Consider the following 15,868-nt stretch of genomic DNA (forward strand, 5'->3'; position numbering starts at 1 on the left):
GCGTGCACGACACCGGCGGGCAACAAGCTAGTCAGACACAACAGCGGTGTGGTTGCCAAAGATCTCCAGGGCAAGATCGGGAAGGTCCGTTGCCATCACATCCACGCCCTTGTCAGCGCACCACTGCATACCGCGAGGCGTGTTTACGGTCCAGGTGTACGTCTTCAAACCGCGGTATCCCAGCAGTTCCGTGCGCAGCTGCAGGTGCTGCAGCGCGGGACCCACGCCGTAGGGGCGGGAGAACATGCGGTTCTTTTTGTTCCACTTCATCTCGCGCAGGCGGAACAGGTAGAAGGTTTCCAGTTCGGGCGCCATGTCGGTGAAGTAGCGCACCGCGCGGTGAGAGAAGGACGCGAGGTGGATGTTCGGTGAGTCGTCGAGACGCGCGTACCTGAGCATGCGGAAGGTCTGCTCGTCCACCTCAGGCCCGTGCGGGGTGGGGTGTTTGGTCTCTATGTAGATGTGTTTGTCGGGGTAGTCCTGCATGAGTTCGAGCAGTTCTTCCAGCAGCATAATCCGCTGCGGGTCCTCTTTGGTGCCCACGTTCAGTTCACGCAGGTCGTTGTAGTCGTTGAAGTCGATGCGCCCACGCACGCCCGCAGTGCGGATCAGGGTGGGGTCGTGGAAGACGACAACTCGCCCGTCGCGGGTGAGCCGTACATCGCATTCGATGCCGTGGATGGGAAGTTCGAGCGCCTTTTCAAACGCGCGTTGTGTGAGTTCTGGGTAGGATCCGGAAAATCCCCGGTGGGCGACGATTTTTGGTGTGGTGTTGTGGCTCACGGCCCACAGGCTACTCGCCCTTGTGCCCGCCCGCGAGTGTAAGAAGTTTGGGACAATAGCAAGCGTGCTTATCGACGACACCCGCAACGCCATCCGCAACATCACCGCAAAACTGCCCGACGCGGTATGGCGCGCACGCCAGCGGTTTTCGTTCAGCCGCGACGGCTGGCTGGCGGTACCGATCGGCGCGGTGCAGGTGTTGGGGGATCTCTCCCCCGCGATCCGCCTGCTTGGCCCGCACCGGCTGCCGCCGGCGTTTCGCTCGGGCCTGGTCGGCGCGGAAGTGGCCACGTGGGGTGCGGTGTCGCCGTCGTTGCTGCCGCACAACTGGTGGGCGACCGCGGCGAACGTGGCGGTACTCCAGGGCATCGGCCACGGGGTTGCGACGGGCCTTGCGCACGCGTTCGGGCCGACGACCCCACCAACCGGGACTGGACGTTTGCCCCGCCCAGCGCGTGTTGCGATGACCGCGACCACGGTTGCGGTGTTCGCCACCTCGATCCGCCGGCGCATTCGGCTGAAGCGCCTGGTACAAAGCGACGACACGTTCCGGGCTTCTGACCTGGCGGGTGGCGTGATGCTGGGCACGCTCGGATACGGCACGGTGTTGCTGGTCGGCGATGCGATCCAGTCCTTCATCGACGCGCTCAACGAGCTGCTGGGCAAGAAGTTGCCGCCGGTGGCGTCGTGGCCAATCGCCATCGTGGGCGGTGGTGTGTTGCTGGTGTTGGTAAGCGACCGGGTGGTGTTGCGCCAGTTCCTCTCCAATGCGAGCCGGCGTGCCTTTGAGCTAGACCGTGAGTACATGCGAGGCGCGGTGCAACCGCATCGCCCGCAGCGTTCGGGTTCGCCGGAGTCTTCGGTGGATTGGAACCTCATGGGTCGTCAGGGCCGCGCGGTGGTTTCCGGTGGCCCGCGAAAGGAGGACATTGAACGTGTCCTTGGTCGGGAGGCACAGGAGCCGATCCGGATCTTCGTCGGCCTGGATCTGGAGCGTGAGCAGGACGAGCCGGACTTTGAGCAGATGGCGCGCCTGGCTATTAAGGAGATGCATCGCACCGGCGCGTTTGAGCGCTCCCACATTGCGGTGATGTCGGCAGCCGGCACGGGCTGGATCAACGACTTCCACACGTCAGGGTTCGAGTTTGTCACCGGCGGCGATAGTGCGATCGTCGCTATGCAGTACTCGTATCTGCCCTCGGCGTATTCGTATCTTGCGGACCGCACGAACCCGGTGCGCTCCTCGCGCATGTTGATCGAGTACATCCTGCGCGAACTGGAAAACATCCCAGAATCCTCCCGCCCGAAGCTCTTCCTCGGCGGCGAATCGCTCGGCGCCTACGGGGTGTCCGACGCGTTCGAGTCCATCGACGAACTCTTCGAGCTCACCTCTGGCGCCGTGTTCACCGGCACGCCCGGCTTCGCCCGCAACCACAGAGAGCTAACTAAGCAGCGCCAAAAAGGTTCTCCGGAGCGCCTTCCGCTTATCGACGACGGTCTCCACGTCCGCTTCACCGCCCACCCCGACCACCTCAACCACGACTTCCAAGGCGACGCCTACGCGCAGAAGTGGGAGGCCCCGCGCGTCGTGTTCGCCCAGCACGCCTCTGACCCGGTGGTGTGGTGGGACCACAGCCTGGCGTGGCGCCGGCCGGACTGGCTGAAGGAGCCGGGCTCGCGCGGGGTTCCGGCACCGAAGGCGCAGCACTTGGATGCGCTGCACACGATGCGGTGGATGCCGTTGGTCACCTACTGGCAGATTGCCATCGACCAGTTGTCCTCCAAGGATTACCCGTCGCCCCACGGGCACAACTACCACGAGGAAACCGTGGCGTATTGGAACGGCGTCATCCACGGCGAGCGTTCAGACGAGGATTCAAACGCCGCGCTGACCAAGGACGAGATCAAGCGCGCGGCTGCCTGGATCCACAACGACGCCACCAAACTGCGCCGCCCCGTCGGAGGGTTCCCCTCCAAGCACGGCTACTAAATGCCGCAGGCCACGCCGGTGGAGTGGTGCGGGCAGTAGCCGTTGGGCACCTTGTGCAGGTACTGCTGGTGCTCCTCCTCAGCGAGGTAATACGGCGCGCCGGCGCGCACTTCGGTGGTGATGTCGCCGTAGCCAGCGCTGTTCAGGTCCGCCTCGTACTGGCGGATCCACTCACGGATCTGCTCGGCCTCTTCCTCGGTGTCGGTGTAGAAGGCGGAGCGGTACTGGGTGCCCACGTCGTTGCCTTGGCGGTAGCCCTGGGTTGGGTCATGCGCCTCGAGTGCAGTCTTAACGATCTCCTTCAGCGAGATCACCTCCGGGTCGTAGACCACCTCCACCAACTCCACGTGGTTGGTCTGGCCGGAGCAGACTTCGCGGTAGGTGGGGTTCGGGGTAATGCCGCCGCCGTAGCCGACCGAGGTCGATTCAACACCGTCGAGCTGCCAGAACATCTTCTCCGCACCCCAGAAGCAGCCAATCCCGATGAGGATGCGCTTCTGCCCCTCACGCCACGGGCCGGTAATCGGGGTGGTCAGCACGGCGTGCGGGCGGGGGTTGGCAAGGACGGGTTCGGGGCGGCCGGGGAGGGCCGTGGTGTCGTCGACAAGCTTTGGCTCAGGTGCGAAAAGAAATCCCATATTTGCTGTAACGAGTTTGGGCACAACACTGTTCCCAAATTTTCTCTACGATGGTTGCCGTACACGAAATCAAACGAAAGGAAACCATCATGGCTGTTTACGTGCTTCCTGATCTCCCGTACGCATACGACGCACTTGAGCCGCACATCTCCGCAGAGATTATGCAGCTGCACCACGACAAGCACCACGCTAACTACGTCAACGGCGCAAACACTGCACTCGAGGCTCTTGAGGCAGAGCGCAACGGCGACGCAAACGCCGATAAGATTCGCGCACTGACCAAGAACCTTGCGTTCAACCTCGGTGGCCACACGAACCACTCCATCTTCTGGAAGAACATGGCACCGAACGCTGGTGGCAACCCGACCGGCGCAATCGCCGAGGCTATCGACCGCGACTTCGGCTCCTTCGAGGGCTTTAAGAAGCAGTTCGCTGCCGTGGCTAACGGCCTGCAGGGCTCCGGCTGGGCAGTGCTTGGTTACGACCACATCGCTGGCCGCCTGATCATCCAGCAGATGACCGACCAGCAGGGCAACATCTCCGTGGACTTCACCCCGGTCCTGATGCTCGACATGTGGGAGCACGCTTTCTACCTGCAGTACAAGAACGTCAAGGCTGACTACGTCGAGGCTTGGTGGAACGTTGTCAACTGGGACGACGTCAACGAGCGCTACGCAAAGGCTTCTGCATAAACCTGCAGCGACCTAGCTAATACAAGCGCCCGCCACCTCCTTTCGGAGGTGGCGGGCGCTTGTTGTTTTCCCTGTGATACGTCGAGTCCGCATGAACTCAAGAAGCAGTCTAAGTTAGGGTCGCCTTAACTGCAAGTATTTTCGCAAAGTTTTTGTTGCGTAATTCCCCCGCGAGAAGTTTCGTAACATAGGCAGGGTGAGAAAAGGCAGTCCTGAATACCGCAAAGCAACGCTAGCGATGCTGGCGTTCGGCCTCGCCATCTTCAACACCCTCTACGCAACCCAGGCCCTACTGCCCACGCTCACCACCGAGTTGGACATCACCCCCTCCACCGCCGCACTGACGGTCTCCGCCGCCACCGGCGCCCTTGCGCTGTGCGTGGTGCCGGCGTCGATCCTCTCGGAAAAGTACGGGCGCGGACGCGTCCTGGTCATCTCCGCACTGGCCGCCACCGGTATCGGGTTGCTCCTGCCCATCGCCCAAAACGCCGAGCAACTCATCGCCATGCGTGCCCTCCAGGGCGCAATGATCGCCGGCACCCCGGCGGTGGCCATGGCGTGGTTGTCCGAAGAACTCGACCACCGGGACTTACCCGGCGCGATGGGGCTCTACATCGCCGGCAACAGCATCGGTGGGCTCACCGGTCGCCTCATCCCGGCAGGGCTTTTGGAGGTCACCTCCTGGCGGTGGGCGCTGTTAGGCAGCGGCCTCGTTGCCTTCCTGCTGGCAGTGATTGCCGTGTGGCTGCTTCCGGAGCAGCGCAATTTCGTACCAAAACTCTCCATCCGGCCGAGCGCGGAAATTCGCGCGATGGCCCGCCACCTGCGCAACCCCCGGCTGCTGGTGCTCTACGCCACCGCGTTCGTGGCCATGGGCGTGTTCGTGTCCATGTACAACTTCTTCGGCTTTCGCGCGGTGCTCGACTTCGGCCTGCCCGCAGCCCTGTCCGGCCTGGTGTACGTGGTGTACCTGTCCGGCACGTGGTCGAGCGCCCGTGCCGGAGTGCTGCTGAAGCGCCACGGGCACGGGGTGGTGGTGCTGGCATCGTCGATACTCATGCTCCTCGGTGCGCTTGCCGCAGCCAGCGGATCGCTGTGGGTCACGCTGCTTGGCCTGTTGGTGTTCACCGCCAGCTTCTTCGCGCTGCACTCCACGGCGTCCGGTTGGGTTGGGCTCATCGCTGAGCGCGACCGTGCGGAGGCCTCCAGCATGTACGTGTTCTGCTACTACATGGGCTCGTCGATCCTGGGCGCCGCCACCGGGCGCGCGTACGAGGCGTTGCCGTGGGCAGGCTTCGTCGGGGTGCTCGCTGGGCTACTTGCTGCCCTCGTGGCCACGGGTGCGGCGCTGTGGAAGGCGGAGCCCCGCTAAACCCCGCTAAACCTCGCCCAATCGTGGCACGCCCGGCGCGCCGGCGTCGAGGAAGTCGCGCACGGCACGGGTGGCCAGGCAGTCGTCTTCGTTGTAGCGGATGAGCATGTCGCGCGCGTCGATATCGCCAAACCTGCCCGCGCGGCGCAGTGCCACGGAGCGTTCCCCATCCACGTCGTCGTCTTCCCACGCGAAGCCGACCACAGGCCCGAGTACTTTCAGGCCGAGCCCATCCGTGCCGACGAGCGAACGTCGCACCAGGGCGAACACGTCGACCCAATCCTCAGACGCGATGAACTCCGCAACCTCCGCCTCGTCCACCGAGGCAAACCTGCGTGCCGACGACCGCAGCCAGTGGTTCTCCCCACCCGCCGCATAACAGTAAGCGCGGAAGGTCTGGCCGGCCTCGCGCGCGTCGCGACGCCGCTGCATCAGCCACGACCAGAACGCGTTGAAGTTCGCCTCCTCGGCCGCACCACCAACGTCTTCCCAGGTGACAAACGCGCGGTACTCCTCGCCGTCGTACGCGCCCCACAAGTAGGCGCCCTGGTCGAGGTAGGCCTCCATGTCGATGTCGATCTCCACGTCGGCGCGCGGCACCGGCGCTAACTTCTCACGCCGCAGCACCGGGATACCGGCGCGCCAGGCGCGGGCGATGGCTGCGGGTTCGGCGGGGCCGTCGTCGATAAGCGACTGCACCGTGGTGATCCCTTCCTCGCGCCACACGTCCCCGCGGCCGCCCGGCAGGAGCAGCGAAATGTCATCGAGTTCCTCCAGGCGCGGCTTGCACAGCGGCCAGAATCGGCAGGATGCGCACTGCTTCATCCGCTTCGGCTCGTCCGGGATCTCCACGGCGAGCGCCTCACGCAACTGCGGGACGTAGCGGGCGGGGTCGACGACGTACACGCGCGCCCGATCCTGCCCAACCGCTCCGCCGCGACCATCCGCAAGCGTGCCCAGCAGGACATGCGCCATGGCCAGGCGGTACCCGTCCACCGTGTGGTGGCGGCCCTTCGCCTTCACCGTCATCGCGCGCCCCAACCCGAGCCTGGCGGTGGGCACCATCAACATCTCGTTCGTCGGATGCTCCCGCGCTACCCGGTGGTTCGAGATGATCACCGGCGCGTACCCGCGGTCGGTGCGCACGAGGATGTCAACCTCCGCGAGTGCAGGCGCCCCATCGATCTCGCCTTCGAGCGCCGCGTTAGTGATCAGGTGTGCGCGCCGCTTCAGCGCCAACCGCGTATCGACGACCCGCGCATCCACCCCCGCACCCGGATCGATATCAATGCGCGTAAACGCCTTTCCACGGCCATCCCCAACCGCCCGCTTCACCGGCAACGCATCGAACACAGCAGCACGACCCGCATCAATCTGCGGTTGGCGCAGCAGCGCATCCGGCAACTCAGGCGTATCCGGGTGCGCGCGTCGCTGACGCAGCCGGTAGCGGCACCCGACAAGATCGGACGCGCGCACCGGCTGCGCTGGTTGGGCAGTTCCGCCCACGGTGGGAGGTTTCACAATGCCTGCCACGATACCCGGGCGGTGTTGTCGGACCGGCAGGTACAGTTGTTTGGAGTTAACGCAAACGAAAACGCAAGGAGTACCGACCATGGGTGTCCTGGGCATCATCCGCAAAGCACGCCGCAACGTCAAGGCCGAAATTAAGGCCGCTGAGGTGCACGCACGCCAACTGGCCAAGGATCAGGCGAAGGCCGACAAGCGCACCGCCGAACTGCTGGACAAGGCAGAAAAGCGTCTGCTGAAGGAAGAGAAGAAGGGCCTCAAGCGCAAGCGTAAGCACGAAAAGGACCTGGCTAAGGCTCACCTGAAGCGCATCGAGGAAGCCGGCATTACCAAGAAGAAGGCCCAGCAGTGGACCGGCGCCGCCCGCGTCCTCATCCCCATCGCGCTGCCGCTGATCTACAAGGCGCTGACCTCCCTGCAGCAGAACCAGGTGAACAACCGCGCCTCTGGCCTCGGCCTGTCCGCAGGTGATCTGGCGCGCCACTCCGGCCGCGGCGCCGAGCTCAAGGCCCGCATCGAGGCGATCCGCGCAAGCGTGTCCGGCTCTGGCGAGTTTACCGAGAGCTTCAAGCGTGACGCGAGCGTGCGTCTCGACGAGCTCGAGCAGGCCGTCCGCAACGCCGAACACGCCAACCCGGAGCAGCGCCGTCTCGCCCACAACTCCATCGACGAGGACCTCAACGTCCTCGCCGGCGATGTCCAGGAGCGCCTCTCCCGCTAGTTAGAGCACTCCCTGCTCGCGCGCCGACGCCACGGCAGAGGTGCGCGAGCGCACACCCAACTTGTCGTAAATGTGGACAAGGTGGGACTTCACGGTGGCCTCAGACAGCATGAGTTCGTGGCCGATCTCGCGGTTCGACGAACCAGCAGCCACCAGCTGCAGCACCTCCAGCTCGCGCGGGGTGAGCGAGGAACGTGGCGTACGCTCGCGCGTTTCCAAACGGTCGCGCACCACCGGCGACATGGTGGCATCACCGCGGGCGGTCGAGCGCACCGCCGCGACCAACTCCTCCGGCGGGGCGTCCTTCAGCAGGTAGCCCACCGCACCGGCCTCGATTGCGCCGAGGATGTCCGCATCCGTGTCGTAGTTGGTCACCACCAGCACCTTCGGCGGGTTGGTCATTCGGGAACGGATCTCCGCCGTCGCCTGCGCACCCGTGGTCACACGCTGGCCTTCCGCACCGGCGCCGAAGCGCAGGTCCATCAACACCACGTCAATGCCGCCGGCTTGCGCTGCGGCGATCGCGCCTTCCGCGGTGGCAACTTCTGCCACGACCTCGATGTCGTCCGCTTCTTCGAGCACGGCACGCAGGCCGAGGCGAACGATCTCGTGGTCGTCTGCCAGCAGGACTCTAATCACCGGGGACCTCCTCGTTTACGTCTTTTGGTTGATATTAACCGGCACGGCGACAGAAAGGGCCGTAGGCCCGCCCGGCGCGGACTCAATGTCCAACTTTCCGCCCAGTTCTGCCGCACGTGAACGCATCGCGTCCAGCCCCAAATGCCCCAACCCGCTGGGTTTGAGTTCCTGAGCATCCACGTCGAAGCCGCGCCCGTTGTCCACCACGTCCAGGCGCACCTCGTCCGGCGCGTAGGTCAGCGTGATGCGGGTACGGGTGGCCTCGGCGTGGTTGACCACGTTGGACACCGCCCCCTGCGCGATACGCAGCAGGCCGGCCTCCACGCGCATGGGCAGCTGGATGGCCTCGCCGTCTGTCTCCACCTCAATGTCCAACTCGCCTGCCGCGGCAAAGTCACCCGCGACCCGCTCGAGCGCTTCACGTAACGACGACTCCGTCAACGGCGCCGGCGCCAACGCCGCAATCATCGCCCGCGTTTCTGCCAGGTTGTTCGACGCCGCCCGCCGCGCAGTTTCCATCTTGCGCAACGGCTGCGTCGCGTCCACACCCAACGCTTGGATGTCGCGCTCGGCGGAGTGCAGCAGCATCTGGATCGAGGACAGGTTCTGCGCCACCGTGTCGTGAATCTCGTGAGCCAATCGTTCGCGTTCCTGCGCTACACCGGCGGCGCGCTCAGTTTCGGCGAGACGGTCGCGGGTGGCCAGGAGTTCGTCGATAAGTTGCTGGCGTTCTTGGCTGACCTTATTGATGGTGAAAAACGCCCAATCAATCGCCATCACCACCACCGCCGACAGCGCCGGTCCCATCACCCCGCCGAGCGTGAGCCCCGCCGGGATCTGCACCGCGATGCTAATCGCCAGCCCCACCGCCACCCAGACGTAGCCGAGCCAGCCGCGCATCGCCCGCAGATAGACGAAGAACAGCACGAACACCCAGTACACCGCCACCGGCGACACCGTCGTATCCGCCACCCACAGCGCAGTCGCGCTAAACGCCCACACGATGCGACCCCATTTGCCCCACCGGTACATCTCCACCATGCCGTAGAACAGCAGAAACGCGAACCCGGCGGTGAGCAAAATGTGCAGCAGCGCCTCGTTCAGCGGCATCCGCGCCAGCGCGCCCAGCGACACCACCATCAGGCACACAGCCAAAATGGTGATGCCGGAATCAAGCGCGCTGTTTTCGGTACGTTTTCCGGGGTGCTGCTCCAGCAGCACTAATCTGGAGCTCATGCGTTCGAGATTACCCATCGTGCTGCTCGTGCTCGCCCTCGCCGGTTGCGGGGAGCAATCGCTTAACGACGACACCCCCACCCCCGAACCCGCTCCCACCCCCGATTCCGGCCTGCCGGTCGAAGCGCTGCCGGACACCTCGCGCGACGGGTGGCAGGAATGCCCCTACCTGGACACCGAGTGGGTAGCGCGCACCAACGGCCAGCGCGTCACCGGGGTGGGCACCGACACCCGCTTCGACACCCCAGCCTGCCAGTTCTGGTCCTACCCCGAAGAACCCCAACTGACCGTGATCGTGCGCCACATGGACTCCCCTGAACAGGCCATGGCGGTGGTGGACTGGGCCACCCCGGTAGACCTCACCCAACCCGCCGACCACCCCGCAGGCTGGGACGGTGGCCGCCATGGCGGCGGAGACGTCCCCAACCGCATCGGCGCCGCATACTCCGTGGCCAAAGGCAACGTGGCCGTGACGGTGTTTACCAACCAAGACGAGTCGGTCAAAGCCGAAGCGGTAGCCACCGAAGCAATCACTAACCTAGGGCTGTAATGAACACCATCAACGTCGCCGCCATCGTATTCACCGACAACGCCGGGCGCGTCCTGTGCGTACGCAAACACTCCAGCCCGCGCTTCCAACTCCCCGGAGGCAAGCCGGAAGGCGGCGAGACCCGCCTGCAAACCGCAATGCGCGAAACCCGCGAAGAAATCGGCATCGACGTCGACCCCGAACACTTGAGCTACCTGGGCACGTTTACCGCCGAGGCCTCCAACGAGCCCGGCCACAGCGTGACCTCCACTGTGTTCCTCCACCCCGGCCTACCCGCCGATCCGGCCCCCGCCGCCGAGATCGCCGAAGCCACCTGGATCGACCCCACCGACCACGCCGACTTTGAAATCGCGCCCCTGCTGCGCACCCAAATCTTTCCCGCGCTAACCCCCGCGAACATCAACGCCATCGCCGTGTTCGCTGGCGCCCGCGAGGGCACCGACCCCAACAACGCCACCCTCGCCCACGACTTTGGCAAAGCACTCGCCCGCCACGGCATCACCCTGGTCTACGGCGGATCCAGGATCGGGCTGATGGGGGACGTGGCGAGGGGGTCGTCGAAAAGCATTGGCGTCCTCACACACCACCTGGCGCAATACGAGATCCAGTACGACGGGCTCGAGCGCCTCGAAATGGTGGACACCCTCGCCGAGCGCAAAGCACGCATGAGCGAACTTTCCGACGCCATCGTGGCCCTGCCCGGCGGCGCCGGCACCCTCGACGAACTTTTCGACGAATGGACCAACCAACAACTCGGCCTCCACCGCAAACCCATCGGGCTGCTCGGCCGCGACTTCTGGGCCCCCTTCATCGCCATGGTGGACCACATGGTCGCCCACGGCTTTGTGCGCGCCACCGACCGAGCACACCTCATCGTCGCCGACGACCCCGACGAACTCATCGCAGCACTGCGCGCCTGGCACCCACCGGTACCGCGCTGGCTCTAAGGGCTACACCGCGACGTCGTTATACGGCATCTGCGCCGACACCCATGGGTAAATAACCTCCATGAGCAGGAGGAACAGCAGCACCAGGATGACGGCGGTGAGCAGCCACTTCACCACCGGCGGGCCGGGCAGTTTACGCCACAACGCTGCATACATGGGCTAATCCACCTCCGTCATCGCCGGCGGGAGCGCGCCCGCCTGGTCCTTCGGCGTCACTTCCGTGCGCACCGCGTGAATGATCATGCGCTCGGCGTTAGAGAACTGCGGGTGACACGTGGTCAACGTAATCAGCCCCTCCATGCCGGGCTCCACCTTCGTGGACTTCGACCCAGGCATCGGATTGACCACCTCAATGTTGCCCGGCACCGTAATCTCTCGGCCAAGCACGTGCTGGTAATCCCCCGACGCGATCCGCTCATTCATCTGCTCCGGTAGGCATCCGGCGCCCTCCGCGTGACGAGCCGCCGGATCCGGCGACAACGGCATCACCCGGTACGTCACCCACTCCTTCTGCGTCTCCACAACGATCGCGTCACAGGCCTTCAGCGCGCCAAGATCATTAAACGGCGCACCCTTGCCCACACGGTGACCAGCGACCGCAAAGTTGCCATCTTGGCCCGGGTACTGCGTATCCGGGTAGTGCCCCGGACCCGTGAGCAACTGCGCCTCCTGCACGCCCTCGACGATGGCGAACTGGTAGTCCTGCCCAAACGCCGGGATATACATCTTCGCAAGCGCGTCCCCCAACTCAGCCTGCTTTGCCTGACGAGGGTTCACCCACTGCTCCTCAAGCCTCGTCTGCACATCGTCCTGCATCTTCGCCGACGCCAAATTGGTCCAATAGGACTCATAAAACGCGAACAGCAACAGCAACACACCAACCGTCAGCAGGACCTCGCCAATCACCTGCGAGACACTGACACGATTCTTCCCAGCCATAACTAAATGGAGTAATCCGGTGGCGGCGCGCCCAACTTGGACTTGGCCAGAGCCTTAGCAGTGTGCAGGGGGGCACTGTCACGCAAAATGCGCGCACCAGCAAGCCCACCCTCCAAAAAGATCAGCAGCTCATCCGTCAACGAGGACGAATCGTAGCCATTCTTCTCATTGAGCAACTCCGTGATCGTGGAATGCATCCACAGGCGATGATTCCTGCAGGTCTCCACAATCCGCTCCTCGGATTCCGTCTCCGGGCGCGGGTACTCGGCCGCAGCGTTGAGGAACGGCGAGCCACGGAACTCCTTCTGGGGCTCCTCCTCGATCGCCATATCGAACAAAGCGAGGATCTTCGAATCCGCATCCGGCGCCTTCGCCGCACGCTCACCCCAACGTGAACGGTACTGCTCGTCGAGCTCCTCCAGGTACGCAACAACCAAGTTGTCCTTCGACCCCAGCAGCGAGTACAACGACGCCTTCGCCACATCCGCCTCACGCAAAATGCGGTCAATGCCGATGACGCGGATGCCTTCTTCTGTAAACAGCTTCGTCGCGGCATCCAGCAGACGCTGCCGAGGACTCGGACGATCGCGGCGGCGCGCAGGCGCCTTCTTCTTACTCGTGGCGGCGGCCAATAGGAACTCCTTTCGCGCGCCTAAAACAGGACCATCTCAATATAGACAAAACGGTTCGTCTATTCCAGCGAAAAGCCCCCGGAGCAGCTCACTCCGGGGGCTCAAAGCAGATTGCTTATCGACGACTACCTGTCACCTTATTCACAATCCACAGCAGAATCACCGCACCGATCAGGCAGGTCAGGAAACTAAAGAAGCGTCCACCGCCTTCCACATCAAAGCCGAGCAGGCCAAGCAGCCAGCCACCGATGAAACCACCGATAACACCGACCAGAATGTTCAGGCCGATGCCCATCTGTGCGTCACGGTTCTGCATCTTGGATGCGATCCAGCCAGCAAGGCCGCCGATAATAATCCAGCCGATAAAACCAAGTGTTGGAGTCATGTTGAAATCCGTCCTTTTAAATAGATTTTGTCAGTTACCCCTACCATTGTCCCTCGTTTTTCGGACTTTTGGGTAACGAATCTATTACTCCTCCGGACGGACCACCATCATCGGGCACGGCGCCGACTGCAGCAGCGCACGCGAAGTGGAGCCAAGCAGCATGCCCTTGAAGCCGCCACGGCCGTGCGAACCGGTCACCAGCAACTGGGCGTTCTCTGCCGCGTTGGTCAGTGCGCGCACCGGACGGTCACGTGCAATAACCTTCTTCACCTGGACATCCGGGTACTTCTCGATCAGTTCGGCCAACAACTCGTCGAGAAGCTGCTGCTTATCCTGCTTCACAGCTTCCCAGTGATCCTCAGCCACCGCGTATCCCGCACCAGGGCCCTGGATGTGAGTATCCACCCAAGTGTGCACCGCAACCAGCTCCGCCCCACGCGCCGCCGCCTCCTCGAAGGCAACTTCAGTTGCGCGCTGCGAAACCTCGGAGCCATCCACACCGACCACAACCGGGCCGTACTTGTTCTCTTCGGTCACCGCGCTATCCTCGCGCACCACCACAACCGGGCAGTTCGCGTGCGACACCACAGCACCAGAAACGGAGCCCAGCACCATGCCAGACAGGCCGCCCAGACCGCGGGAGCCCATCACGATCATCGTGGACTCATTCGACATACGCAGCAGCATGTCAATCGGAGAACCCTCAGCCACCGCGTGGCCAATGTGCAGGTCCGGCGCCACTTCAAGTGCGATATCGCGGGCACGATCCACGGACTGCATCGTCTCGCGCTGGAGTTCGTCGAAAATCTCCGCCGGCGGAACCATGCCCTCCGCGTACAGGAACTGCGGCATGGTGTAGCTCGCAGCCAAACGCAGCGGAATACCACGCTTCATCGCCGTATTCGCCGCCCAACGCACCGCATTATCTGAAGCGGGGCTGCCATCGACAGCAACAACGACGATGTCTTCGCGGGTCTCTTCCTGGGTCATTATCTCAGCCTTTCTGAGCTAGACAGCTGGTTATACCCACATTCTAGTCGCGCAAGCGCAAGTTAGCGGGGAATCTCCACCGGGGTTGCTGCCGGCGCATTCGCCGGATACAGCAAGTTGTAAATCAGGGTCAACGCGTCCGCGATCGCCTTACCAATGCCCTGCGAAAAGAAGCCCATCAATGGCTCAACCAATGCTCCAAGATCCATGCGGGCTAATCTACTACACACTATGGCGAGAAAGAAGGGTCCACCAGCAATGCCGCTGCCACCCCGCGGCGGCCTCGGCGCATCCCGCGCCCGCGTCCCCGAAGGCGACGGCATCCGCGCCATCGACTTCATCTGGCACCTCGTCTCCACTCAGCGCCACCGCCACCCCGAAGACAACTTTTCCGCAGTACAACAGCGTTTCGACGAATCCCTCGTCGTTCACCGCGACACCACCCCAATCTCTCCCGAGGACTGGCTGGCCCCGGGCACCGACGTCTTCTTCTACCGACGTCCCGCCCCCGAAACCGCCGTCCCCTACGACATCGTTCCAGTCTTCGAAGACGACAACATCCTCGTCGTGGACAAGCCACCATTCCTGGCGACGATGCCGCGTGCCTCCCACATCACCGAAACCGCCACCGTGCGTCTCCGTCGCGCCACCGGGAACGAAGAACTCACCCCCGCTCACAGGTTGGACCGCGGCACTTCTGGTTTGCTGCTGTTGACCAAACGCCGCGAAGTCCGTGGCGCCTACCAGGAACTTTTTGCCCGCCGGGAGGTGGACAAGATGTACGAGGCGATCGCACCGTATGTTGCACTGTCCGTACCTGCAGACTGGTCCCACCACCTGGTCAAGGTTGCTGGCGAAGCCGCTGGTTCTGTACTCGTGGGTGAGGAGCCGAACTCCCACACCGAGGTAGCTTCCGTTACTCGGCTGCCTGCCGAGCAGGAGCAGGGGTTGCAGTCACTCTATGGCGTCACCGTTCCTCTGGCACGCTACGTCCTCCACCCAACGACCGGCCGCACCCACCAACTGCGCCTCCAGATGATGACCGAAGCCGCCCCCATCCTTGGCGACACCATCTACCCAGTCCTACTCCCCGCCGACGCCGAAGACTTCTCCCGCCCCATGCGTTTACGTTGCATCGGCTTAGGGTTCGTAGATCCATTGACCGGCGAAGATCGCTCCTTCGCACTGAACTAGAGGCGGGAAGGCCTGACAGCTCCTTCGTTGGCCAGTCCGGCTGTCACAATCTGTCGCGACCATTTCCGACTTACCGGAACCCCGAATGCAAAACTGCACATCACACCTTTCGCCAACCTGGGCGGAGTGTAAAACCCTGCAGCCGACGAGGCACCATTTTGCATCGATAGCTGTTCGCGCCAGACATGAAGTATCTACGGGCGGGTGGAAACCGCTTGGCTCCGCATTGCGGACTAGTGGGGGTGTACCCATTAACTATGCAGCGGCATAGTCATGCCCGATCCCCTCCTTACTCTGCATTGCGGACAAGTGGGTGGACACCAACTATGCAGTGGCATAGTGAGCCTCATTCCGATTCTCACTTCGCGTTGCGGACAACCTGGTGGACACCAACGATTCTGTTGCCTCAGCCAGGTCACGGGCGGTTGGGAACCCAGCCGTTGACTATGCAGTGGGATAGTGACGCCGGTTTTGTCGTTGATTCCGCATTGCAGACATTCCGACTCCGCATTGCGGACAAGTTGGTGGTCACCAACGAAATGTAGAGGGATGGGAATGTGAAAAAACACCCGTAGATGAAACTGGGTGGTTTCGTCTACGGGTGTTTGTGTGTGAAGTTGTTGGGTCGGCGGT

Annotated in this window: 18 protein-coding genes; 7 read left to right on the forward strand and 11 right to left on the reverse strand. The window is 63.3% G+C overall.

The genetic code is table 11. The annotated features are described in order from the left end of the window. Positions 1–27 precede the first annotated feature (27 nt). A complete protein-coding gene (locus tag HMPREF2736_RS07460; RefSeq protein ID WP_070453364.1) occupies positions 28–783 on the reverse strand; it encodes a glycerophosphodiester phosphodiesterase family protein in 756 nt (251 codons plus the stop codon). 64 nt (positions 784–847) lie between these two features. Between HMPREF2736_RS07460 and HMPREF2736_RS07465 the strand changes: the two genes are divergently transcribed. Beyond that, the gene (locus HMPREF2736_RS07465; RefSeq protein WP_246822107.1) at positions 848–2,773 is read left to right on the forward strand and encodes an alpha/beta-hydrolase family protein; all 1,926 of its coding nucleotides are present in this window, start codon (positions 848–850) and stop codon (positions 2,771–2,773) included. Here HMPREF2736_RS07465 and msrA read toward each other — a convergent pair. Continuing rightward, positions 2,770–3,411, reverse strand: coding sequence for a peptide-methionine (S)-S-oxide reductase MsrA (gene msrA, locus HMPREF2736_RS07470; protein ID WP_070453367.1), 642 nt, complete (start codon positions 3,409–3,411; stop codon positions 2,770–2,772). The two genes, HMPREF2736_RS07465 and msrA, sit on opposite strands and share 4 nt — an antisense overlap. An 89-nt stretch (positions 3,412–3,500) precedes the next feature. On the opposite strand from msrA, the gene HMPREF2736_RS07475 reads away from it, so the two are divergent. After that, entirely contained in the window at positions 3,501–4,103 is a 603-nt protein-coding gene (locus HMPREF2736_RS07475; RefSeq protein ID WP_070422653.1) for a superoxide dismutase, read from the forward strand. A gap of 238 nt (positions 4,104–4,341) precedes the next feature. Continuing rightward, positions 4,342–5,475, forward strand: coding sequence for an MFS transporter (locus tag HMPREF2736_RS07480; RefSeq protein WP_083308985.1), 1,134 nt, complete (start codon positions 4,342–4,344; stop codon positions 5,473–5,475). A 6-nt stretch (positions 5,476–5,481) separates the two neighbouring features. On the opposite strand, the gene HMPREF2736_RS07485 is transcribed toward HMPREF2736_RS07480, so the two are convergent. Then, the gene (locus HMPREF2736_RS07485) at positions 5,482–6,981 is read right to left on the reverse strand and encodes a TM0106 family RecB-like putative nuclease (RefSeq protein WP_246822110.1); all 1,500 of its coding nucleotides are present in this window, start codon (positions 6,979–6,981) and stop codon (positions 5,482–5,484) included. 106 nt (positions 6,982–7,087) lie between these two features. Between HMPREF2736_RS07485 and HMPREF2736_RS07490 the strand changes: the two genes are divergently transcribed. Continuing rightward, on the forward strand, positions 7,088–7,723 hold the full coding sequence (locus HMPREF2736_RS07490) for a DUF6474 family protein (RefSeq protein WP_070829302.1): 636 nt from the start codon (positions 7,088–7,090) through the stop codon (positions 7,721–7,723). On the opposite strand, the gene HMPREF2736_RS07495 is transcribed toward HMPREF2736_RS07490, so the two are convergent. Together HMPREF2736_RS07495 and HMPREF2736_RS07500 are read right to left on the reverse strand one after the other, a co-directional pair. Further along, the gene (locus HMPREF2736_RS07495) at positions 7,724–8,362 is read right to left on the reverse strand and encodes a LuxR C-terminal-related transcriptional regulator (protein ID WP_070819949.1); all 639 of its coding nucleotides are present in this window, start codon (positions 8,360–8,362) and stop codon (positions 7,724–7,726) included. A 15-nt stretch (positions 8,363–8,377) separates the two neighbouring features. Beyond that, complete coding sequence (locus tag HMPREF2736_RS07500) at positions 8,378–9,598, reverse strand: sensor histidine kinase (protein ID WP_070829303.1); 1,221 nt, start codon at positions 9,596–9,598, stop codon at positions 8,378–8,380. Between HMPREF2736_RS07500 and HMPREF2736_RS07505 the strand changes: the two genes are divergently transcribed. Together HMPREF2736_RS07505 and HMPREF2736_RS11980 are read left to right on the forward strand one after the other, a co-directional pair. Beyond that, on the forward strand, positions 9,597–10,148 hold the full coding sequence (locus HMPREF2736_RS07505; protein WP_070829304.1) for a DUF2020 domain-containing protein: 552 nt from the start codon (positions 9,597–9,599) through the stop codon (positions 10,146–10,148). The two genes, HMPREF2736_RS07500 and HMPREF2736_RS07505, sit on opposite strands and share 2 nt — an antisense overlap. Then, on the forward strand, positions 10,148–11,095 hold the full coding sequence (locus tag HMPREF2736_RS11980) for a TIGR00730 family Rossman fold protein (RefSeq protein WP_083323018.1): 948 nt from the start codon (positions 10,148–10,150) through the stop codon (positions 11,093–11,095). Before HMPREF2736_RS07505 ends, HMPREF2736_RS11980 begins: the two co-directional genes overlap by 1 nt. A gap of 3 nt (positions 11,096–11,098) precedes the next feature. Here HMPREF2736_RS11980 and HMPREF2736_RS12390 read toward each other — a convergent pair whose 3' ends face one another. From HMPREF2736_RS12390 to HMPREF2736_RS12395, 6 genes are all read right to left on the reverse strand, one after another. After that, positions 11,099–11,251 carry a hypothetical protein gene (locus HMPREF2736_RS12390; RefSeq protein WP_167617510.1) on the reverse strand — a complete coding sequence of 51 codons (153 nt, stop codon included), beginning with the start codon at positions 11,249–11,251 and terminating at the stop codon, positions 11,099–11,101. 3 nt (positions 11,252–11,254) lie between these two features. After that, positions 11,255–12,034, reverse strand: a complete 780-nt coding sequence (locus tag HMPREF2736_RS07515) for a class E sortase (RefSeq protein WP_070829305.1) — start codon at positions 12,032–12,034, stop codon at positions 11,255–11,257. A 2-nt stretch (positions 12,035–12,036) separates the two neighbouring features. After that, entirely contained in the window at positions 12,037–12,666 is a 630-nt protein-coding gene (locus tag HMPREF2736_RS07520; protein WP_070422659.1) for a TetR/AcrR family transcriptional regulator, read from the reverse strand. A 115-nt stretch (positions 12,667–12,781) separates the two neighbouring features. Then, a complete protein-coding gene (locus HMPREF2736_RS07525; protein WP_070422660.1) occupies positions 12,782–13,051 on the reverse strand; it encodes a GlsB/YeaQ/YmgE family stress response membrane protein in 270 nt (89 codons plus the stop codon). 84 nt (positions 13,052–13,135) lie between these two features. Beyond that, a complete protein-coding gene (locus tag HMPREF2736_RS07530; RefSeq protein ID WP_070422661.1) occupies positions 13,136–14,041 on the reverse strand; it encodes a universal stress protein in 906 nt (301 codons plus the stop codon). 62 nt (positions 14,042–14,103) lie between these two features. Beyond that, the gene (locus HMPREF2736_RS12395; protein ID WP_167594476.1) at positions 14,104–14,250 is read right to left on the reverse strand and encodes a hypothetical protein; all 147 of its coding nucleotides are present in this window, start codon (positions 14,248–14,250) and stop codon (positions 14,104–14,106) included. Between HMPREF2736_RS12395 and HMPREF2736_RS07535 the strand changes: the two genes are divergently transcribed. Further along, on the forward strand, positions 14,186–15,235 hold the full coding sequence (locus tag HMPREF2736_RS07535; RefSeq protein WP_141761611.1) for a pseudouridine synthase: 1,050 nt from the start codon (positions 14,186–14,188) through the stop codon (positions 15,233–15,235). The two genes, HMPREF2736_RS12395 and HMPREF2736_RS07535, sit on opposite strands and share 65 nt — an antisense overlap. The last annotated feature ends 633 nt before the right edge of the window (positions 15,236–15,868 follow it).

The organism is Corynebacterium sp. HMSC036E10, from assembly GCF_001836265.1.
GTDB lineage: Bacteria > Actinomycetota > Actinomycetes > Mycobacteriales > Mycobacteriaceae > Corynebacterium > Corynebacterium coyleae.

What these genes read in the sequence shown, in the direction of transcription:
- msrA (WP_070453367.1), bottom strand. Translation starts at nt 3,411, where the DNA reads ATGGGATTTCTTTTCGCACCTGAGCCAAAGCTTGTCGACGACACCACG.
- HMPREF2736_RS07475 (WP_070422653.1), top strand. Translation starts at nt 3,501, where the DNA reads ATGGCTGTTTACGTGCTTCCTGATCTCCCGTACGCATACGACGCACTT.
- HMPREF2736_RS07480 (WP_083308985.1), top strand. Translation starts at nt 4,342, where the DNA reads ATGCTGGCGTTCGGCCTCGCCATCTTCAACACCCTCTACGCAACCCAG.
- HMPREF2736_RS07490 (WP_070829302.1), top strand. Translation starts at nt 7,088, where the DNA reads ATGGGTGTCCTGGGCATCATCCGCAAAGCACGCCGCAACGTCAAGGCC.
- HMPREF2736_RS07505 (WP_070829304.1), top strand. Translation starts at nt 9,597, where the DNA reads ATGCGTTCGAGATTACCCATCGTGCTGCTCGTGCTCGCCCTCGCCGGT.
- HMPREF2736_RS07500 (WP_070829303.1), bottom strand. Translation starts at nt 9,598, where the DNA reads ATGAGCTCCAGATTAGTGCTGCTGGAGCAGCACCCCGGAAAACGTACC.
- HMPREF2736_RS11980 (WP_083323018.1), top strand. Translation starts at nt 10,148, where the DNA reads ATGAACACCATCAACGTCGCCGCCATCGTATTCACCGACAACGCCGGG.
- HMPREF2736_RS12390 (WP_167617510.1), bottom strand. Translation starts at nt 11,251, where the DNA reads ATGTATGCAGCGTTGTGGCGTAAACTGCCCGGCCCGCCGGTGGTGAAG.
- HMPREF2736_RS07515 (WP_070829305.1), bottom strand. Translation starts at nt 12,034, where the DNA reads ATGGCTGGGAAGAATCGTGTCAGTGTCTCGCAGGTGATTGGCGAGGTC.
- HMPREF2736_RS07525 (WP_070422660.1), bottom strand. Translation starts at nt 13,051, where the DNA reads ATGACTCCAACACTTGGTTTTATCGGCTGGATTATTATCGGCGGCCTT.
- HMPREF2736_RS07530 (WP_070422661.1), bottom strand. Translation starts at nt 14,041, where the DNA reads ATGACCCAGGAAGAGACCCGCGAAGACATCGTCGTTGTTGCTGTCGAT.
- HMPREF2736_RS12395 (WP_167594476.1), bottom strand. Translation starts at nt 14,250, where the DNA reads ATGGATCTTGGAGCATTGGTTGAGCCATTGATGGGCTTCTTTTCGCAG.